This window comes from Caldinitratiruptor microaerophilus (assembly GCF_025999835.1).
GTDB classification, from domain to species: Bacteria; Bacillota; Sulfobacillia; order Symbiobacteriales; family ZC4RG38; genus Caldinitratiruptor; species Caldinitratiruptor microaerophilus.
Window position 1 is genome coordinate 1522473 of the sequence record NZ_AP025628.1, and the last position, 19419, is coordinate 1541891.

19 protein-coding genes are annotated in these 19419 nt (G+C 74.5%); 5 read left to right on the forward strand and 14 right to left on the reverse strand.

The window, feature by feature from the left end:
• Positions 1–294: 294 nt before the first annotated feature.
• Positions 295–2679 carry a glycosyltransferase family 2 protein gene (locus caldi_RS07380; RefSeq protein ID WP_264844456.1) on the forward strand — a complete coding sequence of 795 codons (2385 nt, stop codon included), beginning with the start codon at positions 295–297 and terminating at the stop codon, positions 2677–2679.
• Positions 2680–2807: 128 nt separating this feature from the next.
• On the opposite strand, the gene caldi_RS07385 is transcribed toward caldi_RS07380, so the two are convergent.
• Positions 2808–5234: a type IA DNA topoisomerase gene (locus caldi_RS07385; protein WP_264844457.1), complete on the reverse strand. Its 2427-nt coding sequence runs from the start codon at positions 5232–5234 to the stop codon at positions 2808–2810.
• A gap of 292 nt (positions 5235–5526) precedes the next feature.
• Here caldi_RS07385 and caldi_RS07390 point away from each other — a divergent pair, with 292 nt between their 5' ends.
• The 3 genes from caldi_RS07390 to caldi_RS07400 are packed head-to-tail and all read left to right on the forward strand — an operon-like array spanning position 5527 to position 8100.
• On the forward strand, positions 5527–6825 hold the full coding sequence (locus caldi_RS07390) for an Nramp family divalent metal transporter (protein WP_264844751.1): 1299 nt from the start codon (positions 5527–5529) through the stop codon (positions 6823–6825).
• A gap of 3 nt (positions 6826–6828) precedes the next feature.
• Positions 6829–7719, forward strand: a complete 891-nt coding sequence (locus caldi_RS07395; RefSeq protein ID WP_264844458.1) for a universal stress protein — start codon at positions 6829–6831, stop codon at positions 7717–7719.
• A gap of 57 nt (positions 7720–7776) precedes the next feature.
• On the forward strand, positions 7777–8100 hold the full coding sequence (locus tag caldi_RS07400) for a hypothetical protein (RefSeq protein ID WP_264844459.1): 324 nt from the start codon (positions 7777–7779) through the stop codon (positions 8098–8100).
• A gap of 141 nt (positions 8101–8241) precedes the next feature.
• Here the strand turns inward: caldi_RS07400 and rpsA are convergent, their stop codons facing one another.
• The 6 genes from rpsA to caldi_RS07430 all read right to left on the reverse strand — a co-directional run bounded on the left by rpsA (position 8242) and on the right by caldi_RS07430 (position 12221).
• The gene (gene rpsA / locus caldi_RS07405) at positions 8242–9606 is read right to left on the reverse strand and encodes a 30S ribosomal protein S1 (protein WP_264844460.1); all 1365 of its coding nucleotides are present in this window, start codon (positions 9604–9606) and stop codon (positions 8242–8244) included.
• A gap of 55 nt (positions 9607–9661) precedes the next feature.
• Positions 9662–10300, reverse strand: coding sequence for a lysophospholipid acyltransferase family protein (locus tag caldi_RS07410; RefSeq protein ID WP_264844461.1), 639 nt, complete (start codon positions 10298–10300; stop codon positions 9662–9664).
• Entirely contained in the window at positions 10284–10931 is a 648-nt protein-coding gene (gene cmk / locus caldi_RS07415) for a (d)CMP kinase (RefSeq protein ID WP_264844462.1), read from the reverse strand. The genes caldi_RS07410 and cmk overlap by 17 nt, the downstream gene beginning before the upstream one ends.
• A 26-nt stretch (positions 10932–10957) precedes the next feature.
• Positions 10958–11326 (reverse strand): chorismate mutase, encoded by a 369-nt coding sequence (gene aroH, locus caldi_RS07420; protein ID WP_264844463.1) that lies wholly within the window; start codon positions 11324–11326, stop codon positions 10958–10960.
• A 179-nt stretch (positions 11327–11505) separates the two neighbouring features.
• The gene (locus caldi_RS07425; protein WP_264844464.1) at positions 11506–11976 is read right to left on the reverse strand and encodes a type II toxin-antitoxin system VapC family toxin; all 471 of its coding nucleotides are present in this window, start codon (positions 11974–11976) and stop codon (positions 11506–11508) included.
• A complete protein-coding gene (locus caldi_RS07430; RefSeq protein WP_264844465.1) occupies positions 11973–12221 on the reverse strand; it encodes a ribbon-helix-helix domain-containing protein in 249 nt (82 codons plus the stop codon). Before caldi_RS07430 ends, caldi_RS07425 begins: the two co-directional genes overlap by 4 nt.
• Before the next feature lie 152 nt (positions 12222–12373).
• Between caldi_RS07430 and caldi_RS07435 the strand changes: the two genes are divergently transcribed.
• Positions 12374–12685, forward strand: coding sequence for a hypothetical protein (locus caldi_RS07435; protein ID WP_264844466.1), 312 nt, complete (start codon positions 12374–12376; stop codon positions 12683–12685).
• A gap of 50 nt (positions 12686–12735) precedes the next feature.
• Here caldi_RS07435 and caldi_RS07440 read toward each other — a convergent pair whose 3' ends face one another.
• From caldi_RS07440 to caldi_RS07470, 7 genes are read right to left on the reverse strand one after another with little or no spacing between them, the layout of a single operon-like run.
• Positions 12736–13803, reverse strand: coding sequence for a hypothetical protein (locus caldi_RS07440; RefSeq protein WP_264844467.1), 1068 nt, complete (start codon positions 13801–13803; stop codon positions 12736–12738).
• Positions 13800–14381, reverse strand: coding sequence for a DUF447 domain-containing protein (locus tag caldi_RS07445; RefSeq protein WP_264844468.1), 582 nt, complete (start codon positions 14379–14381; stop codon positions 13800–13802). Before caldi_RS07445 ends, caldi_RS07440 begins: the two co-directional genes overlap by 4 nt.
• Complete coding sequence (locus tag caldi_RS07450) at positions 14378–15766, reverse strand: DUF6513 domain-containing protein (protein WP_264844469.1); 1389 nt, start codon at positions 15764–15766, stop codon at positions 14378–14380. Before caldi_RS07450 ends, caldi_RS07445 begins: the two co-directional genes overlap by 4 nt.
• A 14-nt stretch (positions 15767–15780) precedes the next feature.
• On the reverse strand, positions 15781–16536 hold the full coding sequence (locus tag caldi_RS07455; RefSeq protein WP_264844470.1) for an SDR family NAD(P)-dependent oxidoreductase: 756 nt from the start codon (positions 16534–16536) through the stop codon (positions 15781–15783).
• 4 nt (positions 16537–16540) lie between these two features.
• Positions 16541–17230, reverse strand: a complete 690-nt coding sequence (locus caldi_RS07460) for an amino acid kinase family protein (protein WP_264844471.1) — start codon at positions 17228–17230, stop codon at positions 16541–16543.
• On the reverse strand, positions 17227–18357 hold the full coding sequence (locus tag caldi_RS07465; protein ID WP_264844472.1) for a hydantoinase/oxoprolinase family protein: 1131 nt from the start codon (positions 18355–18357) through the stop codon (positions 17227–17229). Before caldi_RS07465 ends, caldi_RS07460 begins: the two co-directional genes overlap by 4 nt.
• Complete coding sequence (locus caldi_RS07470) at positions 18354–19403, reverse strand: ATP-grasp domain-containing protein (RefSeq protein WP_264844752.1); 1050 nt, start codon at positions 19401–19403, stop codon at positions 18354–18356. The genes caldi_RS07465 and caldi_RS07470 overlap by 4 nt, the downstream gene beginning before the upstream one ends.
• Positions 19404–19419 lie beyond the last annotated feature (16 nt).

Genomic DNA, 19419 nt, shown 5'->3' on the forward strand with positions numbered 1-19419 from the left:
GGGACCGCGAAAGGGCCGGTGATCCGCCAGTCATGCCAGCCATGCGGTATCCGTTTCCGGGTCTGCCGCCACCCGGCCCGGGCCGAGTCCTGGCGCAGTAGGTCAGGGCGAAGGGTGTCCCGTCGTTCGCCATGGCCACTCGTTCCCGGCGAGGCCCGAACAGCAAGAGACGGAAAGGGCCCGCCGGGGTGCGGTCAGACGCAGTTTGCGCCGCCGTCCAACCGAATAACCAGGCCGGGCCGACAGGCACCCTAGCCGGAGGAAGTCAACGCTTCCTGCGGGAGGGCTTTTATGTTGCGCGCCGACCTCAGCGTGCCACAGTACCTGTACCTGGGTGTCGTGGCCGCCTACCTCCTGATGTTCGTCCTGTTCCTGCGGCTCCTGGTTTGGAAACGCTATGCCGATCGCTACTACTGGCGGCGCCGCCCCCCGCTGAGCGTCGAGGGGGTGCGCGCCCTCGCCCGGTCGGCCGGCCGGGACCTCCCGTATTTCAGCATCCTGGTCCCCGCCCGCAACGAGGCGGACGTGATCGAGCGCACGGTCGACCACATGGCCCGGCTCGACTATCCGCCCGACCGCTTCGAGATCATCGTCATCACGGATGAGAAGGAGTCCGAAGCTGCGGACCGGATCCGTCCGGACACGGTCGCCGCAGCGGCCCGGTTCCTGCGGTCGGCGCTGAGGCCTGCCGCCGGCGGGCCGGCTCCCGCCGAGCCCTCCCGTCCCGGGGGGCCGTCCCGGGCCGGCGCTACCGCTCCGACCCGAACCGAACCCAAGGTGATCGCCCTCGCCGCACGGAAGGCCGTGGGCGCGCGCCCCGCCCCCGTGGCGGCCGCCGCCCGCCCGGGGCCGGGGGCCGGCACGGGCGTGGCGGTCTTGCCGCGACCAGCGGCCGTCGCCGCGACGCTCCCGGCCGCCGAGCCGGAGGCGGCGGTAGCGGCGGCGCCCGCGGCGGTGCCGGAGCCGGCGGCCCCGCTTCCCGAACCGGCGCCGGCGGGGCCGCTGCCCCACGTCGAACCGGTGTCCCCGTCAGCCGCCGGGGTCCCGCTGTCGCCGGCCGCCGAGGGCCTGGTGCTCGGCCTCCTGGGCCGGCTTGCCGGGGAAGGCGGGGACGAGATCCGCCGGCGGTACCTGCGCGAAGGCGAGCCGGGCGCGCTGCGGCGGCTGCCCCAGCCCGTCGTCCGGTACCTGGTCTGGGAGGCGGCGCACCGGCTCTGGGCCGGGCGCGGCCGGACCGCCGGCCCCGGGGCGGAGGAACTGCTCCGGCGCCGCCTCCCGGGGGCGACCCGCGAGGAGATCCTGGCGGCCCACGCGGCCCTGCTCGGACGGGCGATCCCCGCCGTGGTGGCGCTCGCCCAGCTTCGCGACGAGCCGCACCGCCGCCGGCTGGTCGACCGCATGGCAGCCCACGCCGCCCGGGCCAACCACACGCTGACGCGGGAGATCCTGCGCGGCATGAGCGAGGCGCTGGCGGCCGACATCCTCGGCCGTCTCGCCCGTCTCGCCCACGGTCCGGACGGGCAGCTCGAGCGCCTGCTGGAGGAGACGTACCGGGAGATCTACCCGACGACGCAGGACATCCTCCAGCGCAAGGTGGCCGAGTTCGCCCGGCGCCGCGACGTGCCGCGCCTCAAGCACGTCGACGTGCCGGTCGACTTCGACGGCGAGCTCGGCGGGCGGCGGCTGGGCCGCCCCGTGCCCTCGACGAAGGGCCGGGCGCTCAACTGGGGGCTCGGCTTCGTGGATCCCCGCACGCGCTGGTGCGGCTTCTACGACGCCGAGTCCCGCCCTGACCCCCGGGTGCTGCTGTACGTCGCCCGGCGGTGGCTGGAGGACCTCGGCCCGGCCCGGCCGGGCTGGCGGCCCCCCCGGGTCGAGCGCCCGGTGCGGATCTTCCAGGGACCGGTTTTCCAGGTCCGCAACTTCTTCGAGATGGGGCCGTTCTGCAAGATCGCCTCGCTGTACCAGGCGATCGCCCACGACTGGTACCTGCCGTCGCTCTTCCGGCGCCTGCCGTTCGTCGGGGGCACGAACCTGTTCGTCGACGTCGACCTGCTCCGCCAGATCGGCGGCTACGACGCCCGCACGCTGACGGAGGACCTCGAGCTGGGCACGCGGGCCTACCTCCGGGCCGGGGCGTGGCCGGAGTACCTGCCGCTGCCGTCCTCGGAGCAGACCCCGCCCACCTTCAGGAGCTTCTTCCGCCAGCGCCTCCGCTGGGCGACCGGCCACCTGCAGGTCATGGCGAAGCTGCAGAGCGACAGCAGCGCCGACCCCGCCCGCCGGCGCGAGCTGCTCCAGGAACTCTGGCGCAAGGGACAGTTCGAGTGGGTGTTCTACCAGACCGCCACCCTGGTTCCGCCGATCGCCACCGTGCTGTACTGGGCCGGCTGGCTCGACCCGAGCGTGCTGTGGGCGCCCGCGCGCTCCGCCCTGTACGTCCTCTCCCTGATCTACGTGGCGTTCACCGTCTACGCCTACTTCCGCTACCTGCCGTACCTGGACCGCTCCCTTCCCGGCCTGCACCGCCTGCGGCAGCAGGCCGCCGCGGTGGCGAGCCTCCTGCTGCTGCCCCTCGCCGCCTTCCTCTTCCCCGTGCCGTACTCGACCGCGCTTGCCCTGTACGCCGCCGGCCGGGGACCGAGGGAGTGGGTGAAGACGCCGCGCACGCGGGAGTGACACCGCAGGAGCGACACCGCCCGGACCGAGCCCGTCCCACCGCCGGACCCGCAGGACGGCCGATGGGCACGCGAGCTCCCGGCCGCCCGCGGCGCCGTCCCCCCGTCCTCCGTGTGAGGCTCTCCGTCTCACGCGCCGCCGGGGGGACGAGCTCGCTTCCGGGCGGCCGGGCGCGCCGGCCCGCGGTCCCGCCTTGAGGGGGGAAACTCGAACCGGACCTCCGCGCCGTCGAGGACGAGGTAGGCGTCAAACGGCTTTCCGCCCCGGGACCGGAAGCCGGTCAGGAGCGGCGTGCGGCCTTCCCGGAGGATCACTCCGGCCACGTCCGGGCCGATCGGCCGCCCGCAGAGAAAGCCGGGGACGCGCAGGCCGCAGCCCCCGGCACACCGCCAGTCGCGCCCGTCCCGCCGCACAGGGCCGCCGCACCGGGGGCACGAGCCCGCGACCAGGCCGGGGGCCGCCGGGAGCTCGCCGGGGATCGGAGTCGCCTGCGCGGGGGGCCGCCGCGTCCCACGGGCGGCGCGGGCGGGCGAACTGCCGGCGGGATCGGCTTCGCGGGCAGCGGTGTTCGCATCGCCGGCGCGACGGGTCGGGGAGGAGCCCCCGCGCACCGCCCGGCGGACGCGCTCGACCACTCCGACGGCGAGGTCACGCATCTCGTCCAGCAGCCGCGCCGGCTCGTAGGTGCCGGCCTGGATGTCGGCGATGCGCTTCTCCCACTCCCCGGTGAGCTCGGCGGAGAGGAGCACGGCGGCCTGCACGTGCTCGGCCAGGTCCACCAGGCGCTCGCCCTTCTCGGTCGGGAACAGCACCTTCCCCCGGGCCCGGACGTACCCCACCTCCTTGAGCCGCTCGATGATCGCCGCCCGGGTGGCCGGGGTCCCGAGTCCGTGGCCCTTCATCGCCTCCCGGAGCGCCTCGTCCTCCAGTTCCCTCCCCGCCCCCTCCATGGCGGCCAGGAGGGTCGCCTCGGTGTACCGCCGGGGCGGCTGGGTCTCCTTGCGCACCGACTCGGCGGCCTCGACGCGGACGGGGTCGCCCGGGGACACGCGGGGCAGGGGAGGCGGCTCGGCGGCGGCGTCCTGGGGCGCGGCGGACGTCCGGCCGCGGCGCCGGCTGCGGGCTGCCGGGGCGTCCGCCCCGTCGCCGGCCGGGCCGGGGCCCGTGGCCGGACCCGGGTCGCCGGCGTCCGCGGCGGGGCCGGCGCCGGCGTCGCCTGCCGGCGGCGGCAGCCCCGGGGCGTCGGGGTCGGCGAGGCGCCAGCCCGGGTCGACCAGCCGCCGGCCCCGGGTGACGAACCGGTCGGGGCCGGCGGCCGTGACCACCCGGCCCTCCCGGTAGACCGCATCCGGGTACAGCTGGGCGAGCAGGCGGCGGGCGACGAGGTCGAAGACGCGGGCCGCCGCGCCGCTCAGGGCGGGGACCGCTTCCCCGGTCGGGATGATGGCGTGGTGGTCCGTGACCCGCGCCTCGTTGACGACGCGCCCCGTCCAGATGCGCTGCAGGTCGCCGCCGGCGGCCAGGGGCGCGTAGGCGGGGACGGCGCTGAGCGCCGCCACCACCCGCCCCAGCGTGCGGGCGACGTCCCGGGTGAGGTACCGGCTGTCGGTGCGCGGGTAGGTGATGAGGCGGGCCTCGTACAGCTCCTGGGCGGCCCTGAGCGTGGCAGCGGCGGTCATCCCCCAGCGCCGGTTGGCCTCGCGCTGCAGGCTCGTGAGGTCGAACAGCGGGGGCGGCTTCTGGGGGACGTCCTTCTCCTCGGCCTCCTCGACCGTCCCCGTCCCGGCCGCCAGGACCCGCTGCCGGATGGACTCGGCCTCCTCCGCCGACCGCAACCGGTCGCCGTCCGGACCGCTCCACTTGCCGGCGTACACCTCCCCGCCGGGCGTGCGGAAGGTGGCATACACCTCCCAGTACGGCTCGGGCCGGAAGGCACGGATCTCCCGCTCCCGCCGGACGAGGAGCGCCAGCGTGGGCGTCTGCACCCGGCCGACGGAGAAGAGTTCCCCGAACGCCGTCGTGAACGCCCGGGAGGCGTTCATCCCGACCAGCCAGTCGCCCCGGGCCCGGCACAGGGCCGACTCGTACAGCCGGTCGTACTCCTCCGCCGGGCGGAGGTCCTGAAACCCCTTGCGGATGGCCTCCCGGGTGAGGGACGACACCCACAGCCGCCGCACCGGCAACCGGTGCGGGAGCAGGGAGGCGATGTAGCGGAAGATCAGCTCGCCTTCCCGGCCGGCGTCGCAGGCGTTGACGAGCTCGCTGGCCCGGGCGGAGAGGCGGGCGAGCACCTGGAACTGCGACCGGGTCTTGTCCGCCACCTTCAGCCGCCACTCCGACGGCAGGATCGGCAGGGTGTCCAGGCTCCAGCGCCGCCAGCGGGCCTCGTACTCCTCCGGCTCGGCCAGCTCCACGAGGTGGCCGAGGGCCCAGGACAGGAGGAAGTCCGGGCTCTCCATGTAGCTGCCCGCGCTGCGGAATCCGCCCAGCGCCTGGGCGATGGCCCAAGCCGCGCTGGGCTTCTCCGCGATGATGAGGGGCTTCTTCTCTGGCATACTCAGGAAATTCGGCGCCGGAGTCCGGTCCCCTTCCCGTCTCCCTCGAATGTGGCTGCCCCGGACACGGCTCCCCTTGACACGCGGGGGCCGGGTTGGCACACTCTAACCAGGAGTTTAGATCAGTCTAATCCCGGGATTCGACGCATCACATTTCGGCAGCCCACCCCGGGACTCAGGAGGGGACGGCCTCGAGCGCGGCGCCCGGCAGGCGCGGAGCGGCCGCACCCCTCCGGAAAAGGGGGGCGAAGGCCCAGTGGCCAGCCAGGGGGGCAAAGAGCCGGTGAGCGCGATGCCGGCCGGGCAAGCGGTGCGGCCCGCCGACGTGAAGACCGTGACCACCGCCCTCGACGTGCTGCAGGGGGAGGGGCCCAAGGGGGGCCTCGCCCGCCTCCTGCCGTTCCTGGGGCCGGCGTTCGTGGCGGCGGTGGCGTACGTGGACCCGGGGAACTTCGCCACGAACATCCAGTCCGGCGCCCGCTACGGCTACCTCCTCCTGTGGGTCATCGTGGCCAGCAACCTGATGGCGATGCTGGTCCAGGCCCTCTCCGCCAAGCTCGGCATCGCCACCGGCCGCAACCTGGCGGAGCTCTGCCGGGACCACCTGCCGCGGCCGGTCGTCTGGGGCATGTGGGTCCTCATGGAAGGCGTGGCCATGGCGACCGACCTGGCCGAGTTCCTGGGGGCCGCCCTCGGCTTCCAGCTCCTGTTCGGGATCCCGCTCATCTGGGGCGCGGTCCTCACGGCGATCGCCACGTTCGGGATCCTTGCGCTCGAACGGTACGGCTTCCGCCCCCTGGAGGCGGTCATCTCGGCCCTCCTGGGGGTGGTGGCCGCCGCGTACGTGATCGAGACGATCCTCGACCGGCCCGACTGGGGCCGCATCGCCTACCACGCCGTGGTACCGGCCTTCGCCGGCACGGACAGCGTCCTCCTGGCGGCGGGCATCCTCGGCGCCACCGTGATGCCGCACGTGGTGTTCTTGCACTCCGGCCTCACACAGGGTAGGGTGGTGACACAGAGGCCCGACCTGATGAAGCGGCTCTTCCGCTTCGAGCTGGTGGACGTGATCACCGCCATGGGCACGGCCGGCCTCGTGAACGCCGCCATGCTGATCATGGCCGCCGCGACGTTCCACCGGGAGGGGCTCGTGGGGGTCGGCAGCATCGAGGAGGCCCACGAGACGCTGGCGCCGCTCCTCGGCCCGGCGTCGAGCTGGGTGTTCGCCGTCTCGCTCCTGGCCTCCGGACTCTCGTCGTCCATCGTCGGCACCATGTCCGGGCAGGTCATCATGCAGGGGTTCCTGCACTGGCACATCCCGGTCTGGGTGCGCCGGGTCGTGACGATGGCGCCCTCGTTCGTCGTGATCCTGATGGGCCTCGACCCGACCTACACGCTGGTGCTCAGCCAGGTGGTGCTGAGCTTCGGGCTCCCGTTCGCGATCGTGCCACTGGTCTGGTTCACGGCCCGGAAGGACATCATGGGGCCGCTGGTGAACGGCCGCCTGACGACCTTCGCCGCCGGCGTGGTCGCCGCCCTCATCGTGAGCCTGAACGTGTATCTTCTGTACCGCACGCTCTCTGGAGGCTGAACGATGTTCCAGCACCTCCTCGTCCCCCTCGACGGCTCGGCACTCGCCGAGTGCGTCCTGCCGCCCGTGCGGGCGCTGGCCGCCCGCCTGGGCGCGGCCGTCACCCTCCTGCACGTGCTCGAGCGCAACGCCCCGGCCCAGGTGCACGGCGACCGCCACCTGGCGGCCGCCGCCGAGGCGCGGGCGTACCTCGACGCGGTGGCGGCCGGGCTGGGCCAGGAGGGCGTGCGGGCGAGCGTCCACGTACACGAGGTGGCGGAAGGCCGGGTCGCCCGGAGCATCGCCGACCACGCCCGGGAGTTCGGGTGCGACCTGATCGTGCTGGCCACCCACGGCCGCGGGGGCGTGCGGGGGTTCTTCCTCGGCAGCATCGCCCAGCAGGTGGCAGGCAGCGGCGCCGCCCCGGTGTTCCTCGTCCACCCCGATGCGGTCCCCGACCCGCTCTGCTGCCGCCACCTGACCGTTCCGCTCGACGGCGCCCCGGACCACGAGCGGTGCCTCCCCGTGGCGATCGGGCTGGCACGGGCCTTCGGCGCCTCGCTCCACCTCGTGACCGTCGTCCCGAGGCGCTCCGACCTGACCGCCGAGGAGGCCGCCGCCGGCCGCCTCCTGCCGGCCTCGACGCAGCTCCGCCTGGAGGTGCGCCGGCAGGAGGCGGCCCGCTACCTGGCCGACCTCCGCCGGCGCCTCGAGCCCGAGGGGGTCCCCGTGACGGTCGAGGTGCGGCGGGGGGAGCCGGCCGCCCAGATCCTCGCGGCCCTGCGCGCCGCCGGCACCGACCTCGTCGTCTTCGGCACCCACGCCACGAAGGGCTGGGAGGCGTTCTGGGCGGGCAGCGTCACGCCCCGCGTCCTGCCCCAGTGGCGCCGCCCGGCCCTGCTGGTTCCCGTCTGAGCCGGTGGGTACGGGTCCGCACGCCTCGACATAATGTGGGGCAAGGGGGTGAACCCTTTGTCCTTCGGCGTCTTCGGCGGCTTGCCGGGTGCCCTGGGAGGGTTCCCGAGGGGTCTTGGCGGGGTGGGCGGCTTCCCTGTGGGCTTCGGCGGGCTGCCCTTCGGCCTGTTCGGTCCGGGCGGCTTCCCGGTGACGGCCGGCGGCTTTCCGTTCGGGTTCGGCGGCTTTCCCTTCGGATTCGGCGGCTTTCCGGTAGGCTTCGGCGGGTTCCCGCTGGGGTTCGGCGGCTTCCCGTCCGGGTTCGGGGGCCTGCCCTTCGGGATCCCCGGCACCGCCGGATTCCCCCTGGGCTTTGGGGGCACGGCCAGCGCGCCGTTCTGAGAGGCCTGCCCGGGCGCGCCGGGTGGGCGTGCGACGTGAGCCAACCGGGCCGCCGGGGGGTCGCCAGCGGCGCCGGGATCGCGCGACAGCCGCCGGGTCACTGCCCGGCGGCTGTCCGTGTCCTCGCGTGTCGGTTCGGGCTCATCCCTGCCCCTCGGCACCCTCATCCGCCGGTGCCTCTTCGGGGGCGGCGGGTACGGGCTCCTCCGTGGCGCGCGCCCCGGCGCCGCCGGCCTCGCCGCCCTGCGGGGCCTTCTGGCCCGCCTGCAGGCGCTCCTGCAGCGGGGTCTGGTCGACGTCGCGCAGCGACAGGCTGATCCGCCGCCCCTCCGGGTTCACCTGGGTGACCCGGACGAGCACGGGCTGGCCCGGACGCACGACCTCGTCGGGGCTGGCCACCCGCCAGTTGGCAAGCTGGGAGATGTGGATGAGTCCGTCGACGCCCGGCTCCAGCTCGACGAAGGCGCCGAAGCTGGCGAGGCGGGCAACCCGGCCCTCGACGATCGAGCCCTCCGGGTACTTCTCCGCCACCGTGTCCCACGGGTCGGGCAGGACCTGCTTCAGGCCCAGGGAGACCTTGCCCTTCTCGCGGTCCAGGCGCAGGACCTTCACCTTGATCTCCTGCCCCTCCTGCAGCACCTCGGACGGGTGCTTCACCCGGCCGTACGACATCTCGGAGACGTGCAGGAGGCCGTCCACCCCGCCCAGGTCGACGAAGGCGCCGAAGTCCGTCAGGCTCTTGACGGTACCCGTCCGGATCTGCCCCTCCTCGACCGACGCCCAGAAGGCCTGGCGGGCGCGCTCCCGCTCCTCCTCCAGGACCTTCTTGCGGCTCAGGATCACCCGGTTCTTGTGCCGGTCGAGCTCGATGATCTTCACCCGGATGATCTGGCCCACGTACTTGGACAGGTCGTTGACGTACCCGCGCTCCACCTGCGAGGCCGGCAGGAAGGCCCGCAGGCCGAGGTCGACCTCGAGACCGCCCTTCACGGCGCGGACGACCTGGGCCTCGACGATCTCGTCGCCCTTGTACCAGGCCTCCACGTTCCGCCAGGCCTCGATCTCGTCGGCCCGCCGCTTGGACAGGCGGAGCTGGCCCTCGCCGTGGGCGTCGACGGAGAGGACCATCACCTTGATCTCGTCGCCGGGCCGGACCACCTGCTCGCAGGACTCGATCGGCCGGTGGGTCAGCTCGTGCTTCGAGATGGTCCCCTCGGACTTGTAGCCCACATCGACCAGCACCTGGTCGGGGGTGACCTGGACGACGCGGCCGGTGACGATGTCACCTTCCTTCAGGACGGTCAGGGCAGCCTCCAGCTGCTGCTCCGCGCTGCCCTCCGGGGCGGCGCCCGCCGCCGCACGGACCTCGCCCTCCGGCCGGGCTCCCGCCTGCCCAGGAGCCGCCTCGGCGCCGCTCCCGGCCGGTCCGGCCCCGGCGGCCGCCTGCCCGGGCGACCCATCGCCCTGGTGCTTCTTCTGCTCGTCGTCCCGGTTCCATTCCTGCACTGCAAGAGACCTCCTCGGGGTGGCTGCTGGGTACCCGGCCGGCAGGGCCCGCGTGTCAGGATGCACGGGGCCGGCCGACCTTTGACGGCCGCAGGTGCTCGGTGACCAGAAGCCGGTCCACTTCCTGCATGAGGCGGTCGCTCAGGGCGGCCAGTTCCGCCTGACCGGGCCTGTCGCCCCACCCGTCGGGGTGGACGGGCTTGCCAATCCGCACCGTGACCGGTCCAAACCATCGGTATGGGCTTGAGATGCCCACGGGCACCGCCGGGGCGCCGGACTTCCACAGGAGGTAGGCCAGACCCGGCTCCGCCTTGCCCAGGCGCCTGTCCCTCACGCGGGTCCCCTCCGGAAAGATCCCCAGGATCTCCCCCCGCTCCAGCGCCTGGAGCGCCTGCCGGATCGCGTGCCGGTCCGGAAGTCCCCGCTTGATGGGGATTCCCCCCACCAGCCGGAGCACCGCCCCGACGAAGCGGTTGTGAAACAGCTCCTCCTTGGCCAGAAACCGGACGGGCCGCCGGACGGAGATCGCCAGGATGGGGATGTCATGCCAGGACGCGTGGTTGGCGTACAGGATGATGCCGCCCGCGGCCGGCACGTTCTCCGCCCCGTCGAGCCGCCAGCGGTAGAAGAGACGGTAGTAGAGGGAGAACACCACCCAGCCGAGCCAGTACACGACCCTAGCGGCAGTGGTCAAGGACCCGGGTCACCACCTCGTCCACCGTGAGGCCGGTGGTGTCGATCACGATGGCATCCGGCACCTGCACCAGCGGGCTGTGCGGGCGGGTGGAGTCCAGGTGGTCCCGCCGGGCGATCTCCGCCTCGACCTCCTGAAGGGAGGCGTGCACGCCCGCCTCCGCCAGTTCCCGCTGCCGGCGCCGGGCCCGCTCGGCCAGGCTGGCCGTGATGAAGATCTTGCGGTCGGCCCACGGCAGCACCCGGCTGCCGATGTCCCGCCCGTCCATGACCACTCCGCCCTGCCGGGCCAGCGCCCGCTGGAGCTCCAGCATGCGGTCCCGGACCGCCGGCACCGCGGCCACCGCCGACACCGCCCGGGACACCTCCGGCCGGCGGATCTCCGCGGTCACGTCCTCGCCGTCCAGGCGCACCCGGACGCCCTCAGCCCCCGGCTCCAGCACCAGGTCGATGTCCCGCACCAGCCGGGCGAGCGCCTCCGCATCACCCGGGTCGACCCCCTCCCGGAGCGCCTTGAGCGTCACCGCCCGGTACATGGCCCCGGTGTCGACGTACAGGTAGCCGAGGCGGGCCGCCACCAGCCGGGCGACGGTGCTCTTCCCGGCTCCCGCCGGCCCGTCGATGGCGATCACCAGGCGCCTCCCGGCCCCGGGTCCGGTCAACGGCGATCCCCGCTCCAGTCGGGCCGCAGGACCACGGCCCGGCGGAGGTACACGTGGCGGATGGCCTCCGGGGGCCGATCCGTGTTGACGTGGATCAAGACCCGAATACACATAGGTAGGCTGCCCGGCACGGGGATCTCCGTGGCACACAGCATCGGGACCAGGTGCCATCCCCGCTTCCGGGCGGCCTCCGCCGGGAAGGTCGCGTTGAGTTCCGAGGTGACGGTGAAGAAAACGCTGGCGATGTCGTCAGGGCTGATCTCGTTCTGGCGGGCCATCTCCTCCAGCAATTCTTCCGTCGCCCGGATGATTTCCTCACTATCGTTCCGCTCGACCGTCGTGGCCCCGCGAATCCCGCGGATCATGAACGACAAAGCACCTCAATTCCGCAAGGGCGGCTCCCTCTCGAATTAGCTTAGCAGGGTGGCAACCGCCCGTCAAAGGGCTCTCGCGCCCCTGTGCACCCCTGCGGCTCTCGCCCCCATCTGCGGCCTCGGGCCACAGGCTTCCTCGGGGCCGGTACCCCTCCTGTCGCCTGCGGAGGTCAGCGGGGCGCCGGGCCGGAGTCATCGTGGTTCCCAGCGTTCGCCAGACCCCCGCCGCCCGCGTGAGCATCCGGGCCAAGCGTGGCGATGCCCATCGCCGCGAAGTCCTCGTCGAACGCGAACGCGGCCCGGCAGACGTGCAGGCGAACGACCTCGAAACTGACACGGTCGACGAGGCTCACACCACGCCGGCCAGAGGCGATGGTCGCCGCGAGCGCGCGCTCGTGAAGCGCCTCGTCGACCCAGACGACGGTGACGAGCGGCAGGAGGGCGTCCCGCAGCGCGCGGACCGCCTCGAGGCCAAGGCGTCGCTGGACCAGGGCGACGGTCTCCACGAGCACGTAGTTGTGGGTGAGCAACGGTTCGCGCCGGTGCCGCAGCTCGAGCCACGTGGCACGAGCCCGGGCGTGGTTGGCGTCGTCGCGGTCGAGCAGCGCGTAAAGCGCCGAGGTGTCGACGAAGACGCTCACGACGAGAAGGCCTCGTCCAGATGGAGGTCATGCTCGACGGAGACGTTCCGCTGCCCTGAGGCAAACCGGCCGATCACGGCCAGCGCCCGGGCGTCCAGCTCCCCCTCGTCGGCAGCACCCGCCTGCTGCATGTATCGCTCGACGGCCTCGCGGACGATCTCCGCCATCGAAACGCCCCTGTGGGCGGCCAGGCGGCGCAGGCGAGCCGCCTGCTCCTCGGTCAACTGGATCTGTGTGCGCACCATGGCGAATCACCAACATCATGATAACATGCACTGCATCTTGATGGCCACCGCCCCCGAATCCCGCCCCGCGCGGAAAGCCCTGTAGCCTTCCGGTCGCCGGGCGCGTACAATATCGGAAACGATCCCGCAGGCGCGCGGGGGGTGACGCAGCCTTGTACGTGCCTGACATCACCGAGACCTGGCTTTCCCTGATCTCCGAACGGGCCGCCGGCGAGCACCTCCAGGTCGACTTCACCTTCATCCAGCGCTACGGCCACCTGTGCCCGGTCTGCGGCCAGGAGCCCCGCAGGCGGGAGCCTTACCCGGGCGTGGTCCTCGAGACGTACCACGACGCGGCCCGGCGGCTCGTCATCCCCTTCTGGGCGTGCCAACCGTGCTCCCGGCTCCTCCGGGACGGGGACGAGACCGGGCGCGATCTGCTGGCCCTGCGCGTCCGGCACCGGCTCGAAGAGTTCCTCGTGTGAACGGTACGCCCGGTGGGCGCCCCGCCGATGCGGCGGGCCCACCGGGCGCCTCACAGCGGCCGCATCCCGTCCCTGCCGGCCCCCCCGGCGGTGCCGACGAGCACGCGCAGGCGAGAGCCCGGCGAGCCGGCGCGGTCCGCGGGGCCGGCGCCGCCCGTGTCGGGGGCCAGCGCTTCCTCGAGCACGCCGTCGACCTCGACCCGCTGCCCCGGGTCGAACGCCCACGAGTACAGCGCCTCGAAGGACCAGACGGGGAGGTCGGCGTCCGGCGCCAGGCCCGCGGGGGCGCCGCCGGCCCACTCGAGATCACGGAGCCGGTACAGGGCCGGCGTGAAGCAGCCGTCAGCCGCATCGGCGACGGTGCCCCGGACCCGCACCCGCCCGAGCGCGCGGCCCGGGCCAGGCACCGGCGGGGGCGGACCGGCGGGGTCGCGGACCGCCTTCAGGCTGAACTCCCGCCCCCGGTAGTACCCGTAGTGCCAGCGCCGCTCGATGAGGTACAGGGCCTCCGCCGGGCTGTGCGGGTGGTGGACCGTCATGCGGCGGAGCCAGCGGGCCCGGTGTTCCGGCGGGACGCGGGTGACGTGCGGCAAGCACCCGCCCACGATGGCCTCCCGGGCGCGAAGGGCCTGCTCGCGCCCGTAGATCGCGAGGTCCATGTCGGAGGTCGCCGGGTCGTGGACGCCGAGGAGCAGCGAGCCCGTGATCCCGAGGCGCTCCGGGGGAATCCCGGCCGCCCGGGCCAGGAGGTCCGTGAACTCCAGGAGCGTCTCCTCCAGCGCGTCCCGGGGCCCGCGGCGGCGGATCCCGGCGAGCCCTTCAGCCGGCCGGAAGTAGGCGCCGACCCGCCCGGCCGGCACCACCGGGAGCGGGCTGCCCCGCCCCGGCCGGACGTAGTGGGGGTAGTGCTCGGCGAGCCAGCGGGTCGTCTCCACGACCGCCCCGCCGTGGGGGTAATCCATGGGCTTGGCCCCCCGGCCCGGATCGCCGGGGACCGGGACGTACTGGAGGAAGCACGCCGCCCCGCCGGGCGGGTGCTCGTAGCCGTAGACGGTGAAGTACAGCCCGTCGACGCTGCGGATGAGGTCCCGGTCCCACGGCCGCCACACGGGCGTCACCTCTCGCTGCCTCCGGCGACGCCGGCCCGGGCGAGCCACCGCTCGACGTAGTCCCGGACGAAGGCCATGGCCTCCAGTTCGGGCGGGTCGCCCGTCTTGCGGACGATCAGCGCCAGGCGCTCCAGCTCCGCCACGACCTCGGCGGGCGGCAGGACGTGCAGCCGCGTGGCCAGGATCGTCGCTTCCAGGAGGGCGTGACGGGCCCGGTTGAACCCGATGAAGTCCCGGAGGCGTCCCTCGGCGACCACACGGCACAAGATCTCCGCACGGTCGGGCGTCCCGTCGATCGACTCCACCTCCACCTCCCAGTACCGGCACGCCCCGGCCAGGATGGCCCCGTGCACCCGCCGGGCCGGCACGAACGGGGGGCGGACGTCGCCCAGCGCCGCGTGGGCGAAAAGGCAGGCGTCGTCCGTGCTGTTCACCACCGCCTGGCGGGTGGCCACGAGGTTGCGGTAGGTCGTCGTGTCCCGGAACGGCCGGAGGACCATGGCGTCCCCCCGCGGCACCACCCCCATGGGGGCGACGTTGATGCACCCGGCGGGGCTCCGGGTGGTCACGATGCACTCGAGGATCATCCTGCCGCCTCCCGCGGGGCCGTGTCGTCGGGCGCCGCCGCGCCCTCCTCCCCGGGCGTGAGATACCCGAACCGCAGGGGCTGCTCCTGCCGGTACCGCTTCCCGAGCCGCAGGGCGATCGCCGCCCGCTCCAGCTCCCGGCCCAGGTAGAAGGCGTGGCCGGCGTCGCTCACGTTGAGCTCCCGGAAGATGGCCGCCGGGTCGGTCCCGCGCACGAAGGTGCGGGCGTTGAAGGCGTAGATGTACAGCCCGTCCGTGAAGATGCGGAAGTTCGGGTCGCGCACCTGGGCGTGGAAGGCCCGGATCTCGTCCTCCGTGTAGTCGGCCGGGCGGCGGTCCTTCAGCGCCAGGAGCGAGTCGTCCAGGTGCTTGGGCAGGACCCCCCGGCGGTGGCTGAAGTGCATGAGCCGCCGGGCGCGGTCGAGCTCCCGCACGCACCCCCGCGCCCACGGGATCACCTCGGTGGTGAGGATGTGGCCGATCCCCAGCTCCTGCGCGAAGCCCATGATCACGGCGTTCACGCCGGTGCTGTCGGCGTCGAGGAGCTCCGTCAGGTGGTGCGCCCCCAGCATCATGGGGGCGTCGGGGAAGCGGCGTCGGCACTCGACGTAGCGGTGGAGGGACGCGGCGAAGCCGAAGTTGATGGGAGCCAGGAGGGGATCGAGGATGAAGGGGATGTCCCAGTCCCGGAGGCGCTCCACGGCGCGGGCGAGCCCGTCCAGGGCCGGGTCTGCGGGCGGGTCGGAGTCCGGGACCACGACCACGGTGGCGCCGCGCAGGTCCCGCGCCAGGTGAACGGTCGACGGCGTCACGCTGAGCACGTACTCCGCCCCCGCCGCCACGCCCTCGCGCATCTCCCACGGGTCAAAGGTGTCGACGCTCACCCGGAAGCCCCGCTCGCGGAGGGACGAGACGGCGCGGCCGATCCCGTCCCACCGCCGTCCGGGCACGCAGCCCAGGTCGACCACGTCCGCCCCGCTGGCCCGGTAGTACTCCGCCTGCGCGAGCAGGCGCTCCCAGGGTAACTCGGGGGCCGACTGGACCTCGGCGAAGAGGAGCGCGCTGTACTCGCCGTAACCCACGAGGCGCCTCCGGCGGCCGAAGAACTCGGGCAGGTCCTTGAGGTCGGCCGGCCCCCGCTCGACCGGCACCCCGAGGCGGGCGGACAGCGCGCCCACGTCGCCCCGGCACAGCCCCGGGATGAGGACACGGTCCGTCCCCGGCGGCACCGTGAGGCGGGGTGCCATCCACTCGGTGGTCATCAGGGAGGCGACGGTGATGGGAAGGACCTGCACCTCCCACTCGGCCTCCCCCGCGAGGTCGGCCAGGGTGGCCCGGAGGGCGCGCTCGGCCAGGGTGCCGGTCACGCAGAGGATCCGCTGCATCCCGTCCCCTCCCCTCACCGCATGACGGTCCCGCCGTTCACCACGATGGCCTGCCCGGTGATGAACCGCGCCCCCGGCGAGGCGAGGAACACCGCGGCCTCCGCCACGTCCTCGGGGGTCCCCCAGCGCCCCAGCGGGGTCGAGCGGGCGATCCGGCTGTACGTGTCCCGGTCCATCTCCTGCCCGAACCGGGTCTCGATCCACCCCGGGGCCAGCACGTTCACCCGCACGTGCGGGGCCAGGCTCCGGGCCAGCGACCGGCTGAAGGCCCAGACCGCCCCCTTGGCGGCGGCGTAGAGCTCCGCCTCCGGCCCGGCCATCCCCGCCTCGACGTGGTCCCAGCCCATGTTCAGGATGAGGCCCTCACCCTGGCGGCGCATCACCGGTGCCACGGCCCGGCAGCAGAGGAAGGTGCCCCGCACGTCGGTGCGCCAGAGCATCTCCAGCTTGTCGAGCTCCGGCAGGCGGGGGGCGTCGCCGGTGAGGATGTCCGCCCCGGCGTTGTTCACCCAGACGTCGATCCTCCCCCAGCGTGCGAGGGCCGCCGCCACCAGGCGATGGGCGTCCGCCGGCTCGCCCACGTCGGCCCGGACCGCCACCGCGTCGGCCCCGGCGGCCCGGGCTGCGTCCACCACCTCCGCGGCTGCCGCCTCCGACCGGCGGTAGTTCACCGCCACGGCGGCGCCCGCCCGGGCGAACGCCAGGGCGATCGCCCGGCCGATTCCGCTCGACGCCCCGGTGACGACGGCCACCTGCCCCTTCAGGATCATGGCCTCACCCCATCCGCCGCGCATCGACGGGGTCCCGCGCCGCCCCGTCCTTCACGAGGCGGGTCCCCGCGCCGCCGCCCCCCTCGAGCAGGGCGATCACCTCCCGGGGTCGCCTCCCGTTCACCAGCCACGCCTCCACGTGGGGCGGGAGGACCACCGGCAGCGCCGGGTCGACCAGCCCCCGCCGCGCCGCCTCCCCCGCGCTCATCGCCGCCCCCGGCCCGTCCGTGGACTTGACCAGCACGAGGGCCGGCGTGCCCGTCGCCCCGGCCAGCCAGGCCGCCAGCGAGTCGGAGGTGACCCGCCACGAGTTCTCCAGGGGATCGACCCCCCAGAGCACGGCGGAGGGCAGCAGGACCGGCAGCCGGCCCGCCGCGGCGGCGGCGCGGGCGTCGCCGACCGAAGGCACCGCCACCGCGCCCGCCGCCCGGTCGGCCAGGAGGAGGCCGTACTGGTCCATCGCCAGGAGCGCCATCCGGTGCGCGGCGACCTCGCCGAGCCCGTGGCGGCCGTCCGCCTCCCGGACGGCGTCGGCGAAGGGCCCCCCGCCCGGCACCACGAGGAGCGCCACCCGGGTGGCCAGCGCGGCCAGGGCGGCCACGAGCTCCCGCACGGTGCGGGGGTCGGCGGCCAGGCTGCCGCCGACCTTCACCACCGCCCGGAAGGAGCCGTCGGGCGCGCCCGGGGCGGTCACGGCCCCGTCACCGCCCGATCCGGGCGCCTCGCACCGCCCGCCAGGTGCTGCGCCAGGAGCGCCGCCACCGCCGCGGCGGGTGCCGCCTGTCCCCGGGCGAGGGCCCCGCCCTCCGGCGCTTGCTCCCCCGCGGCGAGGAGGTCGTCGAGGTCCCGGTACGGCAGGCCGAGCCAGCCCGCGACGTCCCGGGCCAGGAAGCGCCCCAGGCCCGTCCCGATTACCGGCAGCGGGCCTGCCGCGCCGTCACGGCCGGCAAGCCGGGAGAGCACCTGCAGGACGGCCGCGGCGATGCGGTGCGCCTGGGCCTGCGCGAGGAACCGGGCGGCGACGAGGACCTGGGCCTCCGCAAGCGTCTCCAGGTCGGCGCACACCGCCCGGGCCAGACGGGCGAGGCAGCTGCGCCGGTCGCGCCCCCGGCCGTCGGGGGTCTCCCCCGCGTACGCCTCCGGGGCCAGGTGCCCCAGGGCGACGTGCACGTCCCCCGTCACGGCGAACGTCTCGGCGGCGAGCCGGGCCCAGCGCCCGCCGATCGGCACGGCGTCCGCCAGGGTCGCCACCGGCGTGCGCAGCACCCCCGTGTAGACGAGCTCGCCGGTCGCCAGCCGGGAGGGGTCGTCCCACCCCGCCGCCGCCACCCGCCCGCCCACGATGGGAATGATGTCCGCGGTGGTGCTGCCCACGTCCACCAGGAGGCACGCGGGGACCTGTCCGGCCAGCCAGGCGGCGGTCGCCACCCAGTTGGCGGCCGCCGCCTCCAGGGGGCGCCCGCGCGCCTCGGGGGGCGAGCAGAAGCGGCCCCGGGTCGTCCAGACGTGGATCGGAGCGCCGGGGCCGAGCGCCTCCTCCACCGCCGCCAGGACCGCCAGCACGCCTTCGCGCCGGGTGGGGAACACGTCGGCGAGCTCCGCGGTCATGGTCACCGCGTGGGCGTCCGCCCGGCCGAGCTCGGCCGCCAAGCCGGCGAGGACCGCCGGCAGGCGGCCGGGATCGCGCCACAGAGCGAAGGGCACGGAGACGCTCCGCTCGACCCGGACCGAGCCCGGCCGGCCCGGTCCCGCCGGGTCGACGGCCAGGCGGGCCGCCTTGACGTTCGCCCCGCCGATGTCCCAGCCGATCAGCGCGGTCACGGCTCCACGTCCCCCACGGGCGAGCCGGCGGGCGCGCGCCGCACCCGGAGGCGGCCGTCCTTCCGGAAGGCGACGGACCCCGCCAGCGCCGGCGGCGCCGCGGGCAGCTCGCCCCTGGCAGCCCCCACCAGGAGGTCCGCCAGGTTCCAGGGGAGTACCTCCCGCAGCCCCACGACGGCCGTCGTCAGTCGGGGGTTGACCTCGATCACGTACGCCTCCCCCCCGCTCAGCACCAGGTCCACGCCCACGTACCCGCCGAGCCCCGGGATGGCCTCCGCGGCCCGGCAGGCCACCGCCAGCGCCCGCTCCGCCAGCGGGTGCGCCAGCGGCACCCGCCCGCCCAGGTACACGTACCGACCGGCGGAGACGCGGACGTGCTGGGCGTTCAGGCTGAGCGCCACGGCCCGCCCCCGGGAGACGAGGAGCGAAGCACTCGCGTGCTTGCCGCGGATGTGCGGCTGCACCACGTAGCCCGCCTCGCCCTCCCACCGCCCGGCCTCCCGGACCAGCCGCACGCCCTCGGCCCCGCAGCCGTCGCGCGGCTTGACCACGACCGGGAGCGACCAGCCCGGGGGTGGCAGCGGGTCGCCTGGCGCCAGCTCCAGGCACGGTGGAACCGGCAACTTGGCGTCCGCGAGTCGCTGGAAGGTGAGGAGCTTGTCCCCTGCCAGAGCCGCCGCGGCGGCGCTCGAGCCGAGGTTCAGCTTTCCGGCCCTTTCGATCACCGCCGTGAGATCGGCCAGTACGCCGGCCGTCTCCGGCGCCACCACCAGAGCGGCATCAGCCCAGAGGATCCGCTCCGCCAGCTCCTCGCGGAGCTGCCCGGGTTCGATCGCCTCGATGCGGGCCCCGGGCGCCGCGGAACGCAGGCGGCGGGCGGAGTCCCGGTCCGTGCGGCAGTCGACGAGGCTCAGCAGCTCGTATCCCTCCGACCGGGCAAAGTCGGCCAGGAGTGCGGTGAGCATGGCGAGACCCTCGGCCAGGAGCCCCGCCTCCAGCGGCCCTCCCGGCAGCCCCCCGCCCGTCGCGTACTCCGCCAGGAGCACCCGCAACCGGACCCGA

Coding starts and splice junctions, on each gene's coding strand:
- caldi_RS07430 (WP_264844465.1), bottom strand. CDS start 12,221: ATGGTGCGCACACAGATCCAGTTGACCGAGGAGCAGGCGGCTCGCCTG.
- caldi_RS07390 (WP_264844751.1), top strand. CDS start 5,527: ATGCCGGCCGGGCAAGCGGTGCGGCCCGCCGACGTGAAGACCGTGACC.
- aroH (WP_264844463.1), bottom strand. CDS start 11,326: ATGATCCGCGGGATTCGCGGGGCCACGACGGTCGAGCGGAACGATAGT.
- caldi_RS07455 (WP_264844470.1), bottom strand. CDS start 16,536: ATGATCCTGAAGGGGCAGGTGGCCGTCGTCACCGGGGCGTCGAGCGGA.
- caldi_RS07450 (WP_264844469.1), bottom strand. CDS start 15,766: ATGCAGCGGATCCTCTGCGTGACCGGCACCCTGGCCGAGCGCGCCCTC.
- caldi_RS07385 (WP_264844457.1), bottom strand. CDS start 5,234: ATGCCAGAGAAGAAGCCCCTCATCATCGCGGAGAAGCCCAGCGCGGCT.
- caldi_RS07445 (WP_264844468.1), bottom strand. CDS start 14,381: ATGATCCTCGAGTGCATCGTGACCACCCGGAGCCCCGCCGGGTGCATC.
- caldi_RS07395 (WP_264844458.1), top strand. CDS start 6,829: ATGTTCCAGCACCTCCTCGTCCCCCTCGACGGCTCGGCACTCGCCGAG.